Annotated in this window: 10 protein-coding genes; 6 read left to right on the top strand and 4 right to left on the bottom strand. The window is 75.8% G+C overall.

The window, feature by feature from the left end; translation table 11 throughout:
- A partial coding sequence (locus ABZ885_RS27770; protein WP_360194136.1) for a LysM peptidoglycan-binding domain-containing M23 family metallopeptidase occupies positions 1–861 on the top strand: 861 nt, incomplete at its 5' end.
- 232 nt (positions 862–1,093) lie between these two features.
- On the opposite strand, the gene ABZ885_RS27775 is transcribed toward ABZ885_RS27770, so the two are convergent.
- The 4 genes from ABZ885_RS27775 to ABZ885_RS27790 all read right to left on the bottom strand — a co-directional run bounded on the left by ABZ885_RS27775 (position 1,094) and on the right by ABZ885_RS27790 (position 4,352).
- Positions 1,094–1,813, bottom strand: coding sequence for a DUF2470 domain-containing protein (locus ABZ885_RS27775; protein ID WP_360194139.1), 720 nt, complete (start codon positions 1,811–1,813; stop codon positions 1,094–1,096).
- A 152-nt stretch (positions 1,814–1,965) separates the two neighbouring features.
- The gene (locus ABZ885_RS27780; protein WP_360194142.1) at positions 1,966–2,391 is read right to left on the bottom strand and encodes a RidA family protein; all 426 of its coding nucleotides are present in this window, start codon (positions 2,389–2,391) and stop codon (positions 1,966–1,968) included.
- Positions 2,392–2,451: 60 nt separating this feature from the next.
- Complete coding sequence (locus ABZ885_RS27785; protein ID WP_360194144.1) at positions 2,452–3,204, bottom strand: IclR family transcriptional regulator; 753 nt, start codon at positions 3,202–3,204, stop codon at positions 2,452–2,454.
- The gene (locus ABZ885_RS27790; RefSeq protein ID WP_360194146.1) at positions 3,201–4,352 is read right to left on the bottom strand and encodes a sugar kinase; all 1,152 of its coding nucleotides are present in this window, start codon (positions 4,350–4,352) and stop codon (positions 3,201–3,203) included. Before ABZ885_RS27790 ends, ABZ885_RS27785 begins: the two co-directional genes overlap by 4 nt.
- 220 nt (positions 4,353–4,572) lie before the next feature.
- Between ABZ885_RS27790 and ABZ885_RS27795 the strand changes: the two genes are divergently transcribed.
- From ABZ885_RS27795 to ABZ885_RS27815, 5 genes are all read left to right on the top strand, one after another.
- Positions 4,573–5,910, top strand: a complete 1,338-nt coding sequence (locus ABZ885_RS27795) for an amino acid deaminase (protein WP_360194149.1) — start codon at positions 4,573–4,575, stop codon at positions 5,908–5,910.
- Positions 5,910–7,562, top strand: coding sequence for a D-aminoacylase (locus ABZ885_RS27800; protein WP_360194152.1), 1,653 nt, complete (start codon positions 5,910–5,912; stop codon positions 7,560–7,562). The genes ABZ885_RS27795 and ABZ885_RS27800 overlap by 1 nt, the downstream gene beginning before the upstream one ends.
- Complete coding sequence (locus ABZ885_RS27805) at positions 7,559–8,227, top strand: bifunctional 4-hydroxy-2-oxoglutarate aldolase/2-dehydro-3-deoxy-phosphogluconate aldolase (protein WP_360194155.1); 669 nt, start codon at positions 7,559–7,561, stop codon at positions 8,225–8,227. Before ABZ885_RS27800 ends, ABZ885_RS27805 begins: the two co-directional genes overlap by 4 nt.
- Positions 8,228–8,380: 153 nt before the next feature.
- Positions 8,381–9,964 carry an alpha-amylase family glycosyl hydrolase gene (locus ABZ885_RS27810; RefSeq protein WP_360194158.1) on the top strand — a complete coding sequence of 528 codons (1,584 nt, stop codon included), beginning with the start codon at positions 8,381–8,383 and terminating at the stop codon, positions 9,962–9,964.
- A gap of 260 nt (positions 9,965–10,224) precedes the next feature.
- Positions 10,225–11,252, top strand: a 1,028-nt coding sequence (locus tag ABZ885_RS27815; RefSeq protein WP_360194161.1) for a hypothetical protein, incomplete at its 3' end; no start/stop codon positions are given.

Below are 11,252 nucleotides of genomic sequence, written 5' to 3' on the forward strand. Positions count from 1 at the left end.
GCCGCCGCTCCGGCCGCTGCCGCGCCGGCCGCCGAGGCCGCCAAGCCGGCCGCCGCCCCGGCCGAGGAGAGCTACAAGGTCGTCAGCGGGGACTCGCTGTCGAAGATCGCCGAGGCCAAGAAGGTCGACGGCGGCTGGAAGGCGCTGTACGACCACAACCGCTCGGTCGTCGGCGGCAACCCGAACCTGATCTTCCCGGGCCAGAAGCTGGCGCTCGGCGCCAAGGCCGCCGCCGCTCCGGCCGCCGAGGCCCCCAAGCCGGCCGCCCCCGCCGCCAAGCCGCAGGCCTCGCACGACTCCGTGAAGCCGGCCGCCCCCGCGCCGAAGCCGGTCCAGGCCGCCAAGCCGGCCCAGGCCCCGGCCACCAAGCCGGCCCAGGCCCCCGCCGCCAAGCCCGCCCAGGCCCCGGCTGCCAAGCCGGCCGCCCCGGCCCCGGCCGCGGTCGCCTCCACCTCCGGTTACGTCGCCCCGCTGGCCAACCCGAAGATGGGCACCGCCTACGGCGTCGCCGGTTCGATGTGGGCCTCCGGCCACCACACCGGCGTCGACTTCGTCGCCTCCACCGGCACCCCGCTGCGCGCCGTCGCGGCCGGCACCGTGGTGAAGGCCGGCAACGGCGGCGCCTACGGCAACGAGGTCGAGATCAAGCTCGCCGACGGCAAGTACGCCGAGTACGCGCACCTCTCCTCGATCGGCGTCAAGATCGGTCAGACCGTCACCGCCGGCCAGCAGATCGGCCTCTCCGGTGCGACCGGCAACGTGACCGGCCCGCACCTGCACTTCGAGATCCGCACCGGCTCGGAGTACGGCTCGGACATCGACCCGATCGCCTACCTGCGGGCGCACGGCGTCTCCCTCTGACGCCGGGACAAGACTCCCGCCGGGTGCGGGGCGAACGAACTCCCGGGATGGTCATGTCGGGTGACCGCTCGACCGGGTGATCGACGCACCTCGGCGGAACACGGGCGCGGGACACGCCCAGGCCGGCCCGGCTCGCGAAGCACTTCGCGAGCCGGGCCGGCCGCCGTCGTTCCCGGGGGTGGTTCCGGTGCCGCTCCGGCGGCCGGTCGACGTGTCGTCGGGCGCCCGTGGTTCAGTGCCGGCCGGCGGGCAGCACGCAGTGTGCGGCGGTCAGCAGCTGGTGCACCAGCCGGCCGAACTCGTCGGCGTCGCCGGCCGGTTCGGGGAAGACCAGACGGACGTCCCGGTGGCCGTGCGGGTGGTCCAGGCGCAGCACCAGGCCGTAGCGGTCCAGTGCGAGCGGGCGGATCTCCGGCCGCTCGGCGAGGAGCCGGTGGTCGAGCAGCCGGGTGAGCACGGCGAGCACGTCCGGGTGGTCGTCGGCGAGGTGGGTGAGCAGCCGGGCCTCGTAGCGGGCGAGCGGGTCGGGCTCGGCGAGGGCGAGGTCGGCGCCGGTGACCGCGCTGGTGCCGTACGGGGTGGAGAGGACGGCGTGGGCGACGTCCAGCCGCAGGTGGACGCTGAGGCCGTCGTCGGCGAGGTGGGCGAGGTGGAGCCGGCCGGCCAGGGTGAGGCGGCCGCGGACCCGGTCGCGGACGGCGACGGGGGCGATGTCGGTGACGTCCAGGACGACGGCCAGGCCGTCCTGTTCGCCGAGCACGGCGAGGGTGAGCGGCGCGTCGAGCGGGGCGCGCAGGCGGAGCCGGGAGCCGTGCACCGTGACCGGGGTGTCGAGGTCGTGGCGCTCGCCGCAGGCGCGGACCACCACGGAGGAGGTGGCGCCGAGCAGGCTGCAGACCCGTTCGGCGGCGGTGGGTTCGGGGACCTCGACGTCGGTGGGGGTGGGGCTCATGGCGACCTCCGGTGAGTTAGGTGAGCCTAACCTAATCACTTTGACTTGTGACGGCAAGGCGCACCCGGGCACGGCGCAGGCGCCCGGACGGTGGTCGTCCGGGCCCTGCGCGGTGGTGGCGCGTTCGCCGTGCGGTCCGTCGGGCGGGTCGGTCAGCCGATCACGGCCTGGGCGTCGATCTCGACCAGCATCGCCTCCTGCGGCAGCCCGACGAAGACCGTGGTGCGGCAGGGCTTCACGCCTCCCGGCTTGACGTTCTCCTCGATGAACTCGGCGTAGGCCTCGTTCATCAGCGGGAAGTCGCTCCGCTCGGTGAGGTAGACGCGGAACATCACGACGTCCTCGATGCCCGCGCCGCCGGCCTCCACGATCGCCTTGACGTTCTCCAGCGTCCGCCGGGTCTGTGCCTTCACGTCGCCGGGGTGGAGGTACTCGCCGGTGGCCGGGTCCTGCGGGCCCTGACCGGAGACCTGGAGGATCGGGCCCTTGCGCACGCCCTGGGAGAACATCCAGGCCGGGGCGGGGGCGCCGTCGGTGCGGATCTCGGCCTTGTCGTCGGAGTGGGGGTGATCGCTCATCGGCTTCCTCGGCTGGGGCTGGATCGGCTGCATCGGGTTCCTCGGGTTCGGAGTGGCGGGTCAGCCGGCCGGGGGCGTCCGCCCGCAGTCGGCGGAGACGGCACGGGTGGCGGCCAGCAGCTGCGGCAGCAGCTCCAGCACCTGCTCGTACGGGAGGACGACGTCCGGGACGGAGATCGACGCCGCCGCGACGACCCGTCCGCCGGCGTCCCGGACGGGCGCGGCCACGCAGTTGATGAACGCCTCGTGCTCGGCGTGGTCCTGTGCCCAGCCCTGGGCGGCGACCGCGTCCAGCTCGGCGAGCAGCGCCTCGGGGGTGGTGATCGTCCGCGCCGTGTGCGGGGTGAAGTCGATGCCGGCCACCACCCGCCGCCGCTCGGCCGGCGGCAGGCCGGCCAGCAGCACCTTGGAGACGGCCGCACTGTGCAGGACCGCGCGCAGGCCGATCCGCGAGTACATCCGCACCGGCTGGCGCGAGTCGTACTTGTCGATGTAGACGACCTCGCCGCCCTCGTACGCGGCCAGGTGCACGGTCTGGCCGGTGGCGGCGTTCAGCTCGGCCAGGTGCGGGGCGGCGGTCCGGCGGATGCCGCGCTGCTCCAGGGCGAGGCCGGCGAGGGCGAAGAGGCCGGCGCCGAGGTGGTAGCGGTAGGCCTGGTCCCGGTGGACGAACCGTTCCGCTTCGAGGCTCTGGAGCAGCCGCAGCACGGTGGTCTTGTGGACGCCGAGCACCTCGGCGAGCTGGTCCAACGAGCGCTCGCCATCGCCGAGTTCGGCGAGGATGCGCAGGGCGCGGGTGACGGTCTGGCTCATCGTGCTCCAAGGGCCGGGGAGGGGGCCGGTCGGGGGCCTGCGGTGGTGTTGCCGGCCGCGGCGGTGCGCGCCGGCGCGGGCAGGGCGGGGGAGGCGATGCCGTCCGCCGACACCCGGGTGGCCGCCCAGTCCGCCGCGGAGGCGGCCAGCAGGGCGTCGACCGCGGGCGCGGGCGGCAGCTCGGCCTGGTCGCCGTGGGCGGTGAGCGCGCAGGCGGCGCCGAGGTGGCCGAGCCGCAGCCGGCGGCGCTGGTCGAGGCCGCGCACGGTGGCCGCCAGGTACCCGGCTGCGAAGGCGTCGCCCGCGCCGGTCGCCTCGACCACCTCGACGGCCAGGGCCGGTTCGGTGACGGCGGTCCCGTCCCGGTCCAGCGCGGTGACGGTGCGGGCGGCGTCCTTGACCACGACGGTCGCGGGGGAGGGGAAGCGGCGGCGCAGCCGGTGCGGGTCGCCGGTGCCGAGGGCGGCCTCCGCCTCGTCGGCGCCGAGCAGCAGCAGGTCGGCGGCGTCCATGAGCGGTGGCAGCACCGCCGGGTCGCGGTCGTGCCAGAGAGCGGGGCGCCAGTTGAGGTCGAAGCTGGTGAGCCGGCCCGGTCGGCGGTCGGCGAGCAGTGCGCGCAGCAGGCTCAGGCAGTCGTCGGAGAGGGCGGCGGTGATGCCGGACAGGTGCAGCAGCCGGGCGCCGGCCAGCAGCCGGGCGGCGGCCGGGTCGGCCAGCAGGGCGGGGGACAGCGCGGCGGCGGCCGAGCCGCGGCGGTGGTAGTGCAGCCGGCTGCGCCCGGGCCCGAGGTCGTGCCGGCTGCCGCCGGTGCCGCCGACCTCCTTGAGGTAGAGGCCGGTCGGGCGGTGCGGGTCCACCGCGACGGCGGAGACGTCGACCCCGCGGGCGGCGACCTCGGCGAGCAGCCGGCGCCCGAAGCCGTCGTCGCCCACCCGGCTGATCCACGCGCTCGGCACACCGAGCGCGGCCAGTGCGCCCGCCACGTTGGACTCGGCGCCGCCGACCGTGAGGCGGAAGTTCCCCACCGACTCCAGTGGGCCCGGCCGGTCCGGCAGCAGCACCGCCATCGACTCGCCCACGCAGACCGCGACCGGGGCGCCGGGTGGCGGCGGGGAGCCCGTGCCGACGGCGGACGGCTGTCGTGGCATCGGCGGGACTCCTCGTCTGCGGCGGCCGTTGCGTCGTCCTCGGTCCGGGTCCGTCGGTCCCGGGGTTCGTCGGCCTCGGGGTCCGTCGGCCTCGGGCTGCTGGGCTCCGTCGTTCCGGGGCCGGCGCCGTTGACCCCGGTCCGGCGCCGATGCTAGAACCGTGACGCCAGCATGCGCAACAGGCGTTGCGCATGTTGCAACAGGCGAACGGGAGAAGACGATGGGTCAGACCTTCGCGGGCACCTTCGCCGGCGCCCTCGTCGACACCGGCGCCGGCACCGGGTCGGGCATCGACGCCGGCCGGGTGGCGGCCCTCGCCGACGAGGTGATCGACTGGCGGTTCAAGGCACTGCCGCCCGCCGCCCGGGGGCTCAGCGTCCGCGACTACCTCGCCACCGGACCCACCCTCGCCGGGCTCGGCACCCCGCTGCTCACCCTCGAAGCGGCCGCCGTCGAGCACAACGTGCGGACCATGGCCGACTGGTGCGCCGGGGCCGGCGTGACACTCGCCCCGCACGGCAAGACCACCATGGCGCCCGCGCTCTGGCAGAAGCAGCTGGACGCCGGCGGCCACGGCATCACCCTCGCCAACCTGTCGCAGGTCCGGGTCGCGCGCGCGTTCGGCGTGCAGCGGATCCTGCTCGCCAACACCCTGCTCGACCCGGGCGGCCTCGCCTGGCTCGCCGGCGAGCTGGCCGCCGACCCGGCCTTCGCCTTCCTCACCTGGGCCGACTCCACCGAGGGCGTCCGGCTGATGGACGAGGCGCTACGTGCGGCCGGCGCCGAGCGCCCGGTCGAGGTGCTGGTCGAACTGGGCGCCCCCGGCGGGCGGACCGGCGCCCGCGGCGTCGACGCGGCGGTCGCGGTCGCCGCCGCCGTCCTGCGCGCGCCCACCCTCCGGCTGGCCGGGATCGGCGGGTACGAGGGCGCACTGGCCCATGACGCCACCGCCGGCGGGCTGGACGCCGTCCGCGGCTACCTGCGGGCGCTGGCCGAGCTGCACGGGCGGCTCGCCACCGCCTACTCCGACGCGGCCCCGCCGGTGGTCAGTGCCGGCGGCAGCGCGTACTTCGACCTGGTGGCCGAGGAGTTGTCCGCGCTCCCGGAGGCCGCCGTGGTGCTGCGCTCCGGCGCGTACATCGCCCACGACGACGGCTTCTACCGCGGGATCTCGCCGCTCGGGCGGGGCGGGGGCGGTGGCGCCCCGCCGTTCCGCAGCGCCCTGCACGGCTGGGTCCGCGTGCTCTCCCGGCCGGAGCCGCAGCTGGCGGTGCTGGATGCCGGCAAGCGCGACCTGCCGTTCGACGAGGGGCTGCCCGAGCCGCAACTCGTCCGGGGAGGAGCCGACTTGGCCGGGACTTCGGCGCGGATCGGCGCGCTCGACGACCAGCACGCCTTCCTGCGCGACGCCGGCGACCTCGCTCCGGTCGGCGCCGTGCTGCGGCTCGGCATCTCGCACCCGTGCACCGCCTTCGACCGGTGGACGATGATCCCGGTGCTGGACGACGCCTCGGCGGCGGAGCCCAGGGTCACCGGCCTGGTCCGGACGTTCTTCTGATGGGCGGCGGCCGGTCGGGCCCGGGCACGGAGGCGTCCAGGGGCGCGGGCGGGGCGCTGGTCTTCAGGGGCGCGACCGTGGTCGACGGCAGCGGCGCCGACCGGTACCGCGCCGACGTCCGGATCGACCGGGGGCTGATCACCGGGATCGGCCGGCGTCTGACTGCGGCGAGGGAGGTGGACGCCGACGGACTGGTGCTGGCGCCCGGCTTCATCGACCTGCACGCCCACTCCGACCTCGCCCTGCTGCTCGAACCCGAGCACCCCGCCAAGGTCACCCAAGGCGTCACCTGCGAAGTCCTCGGCCAGGACGGCCTGTCGTACGCCCCGTCCGACGACACCACACTGCCCGCGCTGCGCCGCCAGATCGCCGGCTGGAACGGCGACCCGGAGGGCTTCGACTGGGACTGGCGCACCGTGGGCGAGTACCTGGACCGCCTCGACCGGACCGGCACCGGGGTCAACGCCTGCTACCTGGTCCCGCACGGCTCGCTGCGGATGCTCGCCGTGGGCTGGGCGGACCGCGCCCCCGCGCCGGCCGAACTCGACCGGATGCGCGCCCTGTTGGCCCAGGGCCTGGCCGAGGGCGCGGTCGGGATGTCCAGCGGGCTGAGCTACACCCCCGGGATGTACGCCGGCACCGCCGAGCTGGTCGAGCTCTGCCGCGTGGTCGCCCGCTACGGCGGCTTCCACGCCCCGCACCAACGCTCGTACGGGGAGGGGGCGTTGGAGGGCTACACGGAGATGGTGGAGATCGCCCGGCAGTCCGGCTGCCCCGTCCACCTGACCCACGCCACCATGAACTTCGGCGTCAACCGGGGCCGGGCCGGCGAACTGCTCGACCTGGTCGACCGGGCGCTGGCCGACGGCGTCGACCTCACCCTGGACAGCTACCCCTACCTGCCCGGCTCGACCACCCTGGCCGCCCTGCTGCCCGGTTGGGCCACCGAGGGCGGCCCCGCGGCGACCCTGGAGCGGCTCGCCGACCCCGGCCGGTGCGAGCGGATCCGGTACGAGGTCGAGGAGAAGGGCAGCGACGGCTGCCACGGCGTGGTCGCCGACTGGGCGGCCGTCCAGCTCTCGGGCGTCGGCAACCCCGAACTCGCCGGCCTGGTCGGGCGGACCGTCGCCGGAATCGCCGCCGAGCAGCGGCGCAGCGGCACCGAGGTCTTCCTCGACCTGCTCCGCCGGGACGGACTGGCCACCACCGTCCTCCAGCACGTCGGCCACGAGGAGAACGTCCGGGCGATCATGCGGCACCGCGTGCACGCCGTCGGCAGCGACGGCCTGCTGACCGGTGCCCGGCCGCACCCGCGTGCCTGGGGGACCTTCCCCCGCTACCTCGCCCGCTACAGCCGCGAGTTGGGCGTGCTCACGCTGGAGGAGACGGTCGCCCGGATGACCGGCCGGCCGGCCGCCCGGCTCGGGCTGGACCGGCGCGGCCTGATCGCCCCCGGTCACCACGCCGACCTGGTGCTCTTCGATCCGCAGACGGTCCGGGACACCGCCACCTTCGAGCAGCCGCGGCTGCCCGCCACCGGAATCGAGCACGTCTACGTCAACGGCACCGCCGTAGTCCGGCAGGGCCGCACCACGGGCGCCCGGCCCGGGCGCGCCCTGCGCCGCACCGACCGAGGGACCCGAGCCGTATGAACCCCACGCCCGCCGTCCTCGCCCGGGCCCGCGCCCTGACGGCCGCCTCGCCCGTCATCGCGGTGGTCCGCGCCCCCCGGATCCCGGACGCGGCCGCGCTCTGCCGGGCGCTCGCCGAGGGCGGCATCCGGCTGACCGAACTGACCTTCACCACACCGGAGGTGACGGCCCATCTGCGCCGGGCCGCCCGCGAGGGCTGGCGGGTCGGGGCCGGCACCGTGCTGACCGCGGAGCAGGCCGAGCAGGCGGTCGCGGCCGGCGCCGGGTTCGTGGTCACCCCCGGGCTCCGGCCCGAGGTGGCCCGGGCCGCGCACGCCGCCAGGGTGCCGGTGCTGCTCGGCGCGCTCACCCCGACCGAGGTGCTCCAGGCCGCCGAACTCGGCGCCGCCGCGGTCAAGATCTTCCCGGCCCGGACGTTCGGCCCCCGCTACTTCAGGGACCTGCGCGGCCCGCTCCCGGACATCCCGCTGGTCGCCTCCGGCGGCGTCGACGCGGGCAACGCCGCGGAGTTCCTGGCCCAGGGCGCGCTCGCGGTCTGCGCCGGGACGGACGTGGTGCCGCCGGACGCGGTCGCGGACGGCGACTGGGCCGAGATCACCCGCCGGGCGAAGGCGTTCACCGAGGCCTGCGGGGCGGCGGGGGCCGGGGGCGCCGGCAGTGGCTGACGCGGGCCGCCGGCGGTGCGGGTCGGCGCGTCGGCGCCGAGGCACAGGAGAGGCGGTGGCGGCGGCCGACGCGGGCTGTCGGGACGGCCGGGATTGGACGAGAATCGGTAGACCCGGCCCACGCCCCCGGCACCCGGCAGGAGGATCCAGCCCATGACCTCGACCCGCCCCGGCCCCGACTGGCTCGCCGACGCCGTCCTCTACCAGATCTACCCGCAGACCTTCGCCGACTCCGACGGCGACGGCATCGGCGACTTCGCGGGCATCGCCGAGCACCTTGACCACCTGGCCTGGCTCGGCGTCGACACGGTCTGGCTCACCCCCTGCTTCCGGTCCCCGTTCCGGGACGCCGGGTACGACGTCAGCGACTACCTCGCGCCCGCCCCGCGCTACGGCACCGCCGAGGGCCTGGCGACGCTGGTCGAGGCGGCCCGCCGCCGGGGCGTCCGGCTGCTGCTCGACCTCGTCGCCGGCCACACCTCCGACCGCCACCCCTGGTTCCTGGCCGCCGCCGAGGACCCCTCCGACCACCGGTACATCTGGTCCGACCGGCCGGTGGACGGCTTCGTCGCCTCGCCCGGCAGCCGCCCCGGCTGGTACCGGCCGAACTTCTTCGACTGCCAGCCGGCGCTCAACTTCGGCTACGCACGCAGCCGTTCCGACCAGCCCTGGCGCCAGCCGGTCGACGGCGAGGGGCCGCGGGCCAACCGCGCAGCGCTGCGCGGGATCATGGCGCACTGGCTCGGCCTCGGCGTGGCCGGCTTCCGCGTCGACATGGCCTCCTCGCTGGTCAAGGACGACCCCGGGTTCACCGAGACCGCCAAGCTCTGGACCGAACTGCGCGACTGGCTCGACCGCACCCATCCGCAGGCCGCCCTGTTCGCCGAGTGGGGCGACCCGGCCACCGCCGTCGCGGCCGGCTTCCACGCCGACTTCTTCCTCCAGTTCGGCGGCGCCGACCGGGGCCTGCCGCTGCGCTCGCTGTGGAACAACAACGCCGGCACGGTGGAGGAGTTCTGGCAGCAGGGCCCCTGCTACTTCGACGCCGAGGGCCGGGGCACCCCGCAGGTCTTCCTGGACGCCTGGCGCTCCGCCGCCGAACTCACCGAGGGCGCCGGGTACATCGCCCTGCCCACCGCCAACCACGACTTCTCCCGGCTCGCCACCGGCCCGCGTACGGCCGAGCAACTGGCCCCCGCCTTCGCGCTGCTGTTCACCTGGCCCACCCTGCCGGCCGTCTACTACGGCGACGAGATCGGCATGCGCTACCTGCCGGGCCTGCCCGACGTCGAGGGCAGCGTGCTCGGCCCGCACTACAACCGGGCCGGCTCGCGAACCCCGATGCAGTGGACGCCCGGGCCGAACGCCGGCTTCTCCACGGCGCCCGCCGAGCGGCTCTACCTGCCCGTGGACCCCGACCCGCACCGCCCCAACGTCGCCACCCAGCGGGCCGACCCGACCTCGCTGCTGCACACCGTCCGCCGGCTGATCGCGCTGCGCCGGGCCCACCCCGGGCTGGGCGCCGACGGGTCGGTGGACGTCCGGCACGCCGGGTACCCGCTGGTGTACGTCCGGGCGGGCCGGTACCTGGTGGCGGTCAACCCGCGGCGGGAGCCGGGGGCGGTGGCGCTCGGGCCGGTCGTCGCGGCACGGCCGCTGGACGTGCAGGGGGTGCGGGTGAGCGGCGGGGAGCTGCGGGCGGAGGGCTTCTCGTACGGGGTGTTCGAACTGGGCTGACCGCCCGTCGGCCGGCGTCGGCCGGCGTCGGCCGCCCGTCGGCCGGCGCTGACCTGCGGCGTGGTCCGTGTCCGGCCCGCGGTCGAGCGGGGTGGCGACGGGGGCGGGCTTCCGGGTGCGCTCGAAACGGTTGTAGACTGCATCCAGATGGTTGCATTTACCATCCGCTTTCCGTGATCTGCCGTGTGCCCCGCCGCCTGCCGTGCGGCGTGGCACGCGGCAGATCACCGACCACGGCACCGGAGGACGGAACGACCGCCATGAGCACACCCCAGACCACCGCCGCGGCGCCCACCCCGGGGCACTCGCTCAAGCACCTCGCCGTCCATCTAGTCACCCCGCTGCTGATGTGCCTCGGGATGGCCCTCGCCTACCAGGGCGCGTTCCACCAGCCCGAGCCGCACCACCTGAAGGTCGCCGTCGTCGGCACAGCGCCGCAGGCGCAGGGCCTCGCGGACGCCGTCCGGGCCGAGGCCGGACCGGCGCTCGACGTCAGCACGCTGCCCGGCCGGGAGGCCGCCGAGCAGCGGCTGCGCGACCGCGAGCTGGTCGGCGCGTTCCTGCCGGACGGCCGGCACCCCGAGCTGCTGATCGCCAAGGCCGGCTCGGACACCTCGGCGATGGCGGCCGAGGCGGTGTTCCGGAACGTCACCGACCGGCAGGGCGTCCCGCTGCACGTCACCGACCTCGCCACCCCGGGCAAGGGCGACCCGACCGGGCAGGGACTGTTCTTCCTGCTGGTCGCGCTCAGCATCGGCTCCTACGGCAGCGTCGCGGTGATCGGCGCGGCGGGCGCGGCGCTGGGCATACGGGTCCGGGCGCTGGTCGGCCTGGTCACCTCGCTGCTGGTCAGCGTGATCGGGATCGTCACCGCCGGGCCGGTGTTCCACGTCGTCGACCACGACCTGGCGGCCGTCTGGGCGCTCGGCTGGCTCTACTCGGCCGGCGTGGTCGCGATCGGCATCGGCCTGTATGCCTTCCTCCGGCGGTGGACCACGCTGGTGATGATGGTGCTGTTCGTGATGCTGAACTTCACCAGCTCCGGCGGGGTCTACCGGCCCGACCTGCAGAACGGCTTCTTCGGCGGCCTGCACTCCTTCTGGACCGGCGCCGGCTTCCTGGAGGGGGCGCGCAGCCTGCTCTACTTCGACGGCGGCGCGGGCTTCGGCGGACACCTGCTGACCCTGGTGCTCTGGCTGCTGGCCGGCGCGCTGGTGATGGCGGCCGCGGCGCTCCACGAGCGGCGCGGGCGGCCGGCGGACCGGCGGGCGGCGGCCCGGGCGGCGCG

The sequence above is a fragment of the Kitasatospora sp. NPDC047058 genome, from assembly GCF_040643935.1.
Classification (GTDB): Bacteria; Actinomycetota; Actinomycetes; order Streptomycetales; family Streptomycetaceae; genus Kitasatospora.

Excerpts from the sequence above, each read along its gene's own strand:
- ABZ885_RS27775 (WP_360194139.1), bottom strand. The coding sequence starts at position 1,813 with ATGAGCCCCACCCCCACCGACGTCGAGGTCCCCGAACCCACCGCCGCC.
- ABZ885_RS27780 (WP_360194142.1), bottom strand. The coding sequence starts at position 2,391 with ATGAGCGATCACCCCCACTCCGACGACAAGGCCGAGATCCGCACCGAC.
- ABZ885_RS27785 (WP_360194144.1), bottom strand. The coding sequence starts at position 3,204 with ATGAGCCAGACCGTCACCCGCGCCCTGCGCATCCTCGCCGAACTCGGC.
- ABZ885_RS27790 (WP_360194146.1), bottom strand. The coding sequence starts at position 4,352 with ATGCCACGACAGCCGTCCGCCGTCGGCACGGGCTCCCCGCCGCCACCC.
- ABZ885_RS27795 (WP_360194149.1), top strand. The coding sequence starts at position 4,573 with ATGGGTCAGACCTTCGCGGGCACCTTCGCCGGCGCCCTCGTCGACACC.
- ABZ885_RS27800 (WP_360194152.1), top strand. The coding sequence starts at position 5,910 with ATGGGCGGCGGCCGGTCGGGCCCGGGCACGGAGGCGTCCAGGGGCGCG.
- ABZ885_RS27805 (WP_360194155.1), top strand. The coding sequence starts at position 7,559 with ATGAACCCCACGCCCGCCGTCCTCGCCCGGGCCCGCGCCCTGACGGCC.
- ABZ885_RS27810 (WP_360194158.1), top strand. The coding sequence starts at position 8,381 with ATGACCTCGACCCGCCCCGGCCCCGACTGGCTCGCCGACGCCGTCCTC.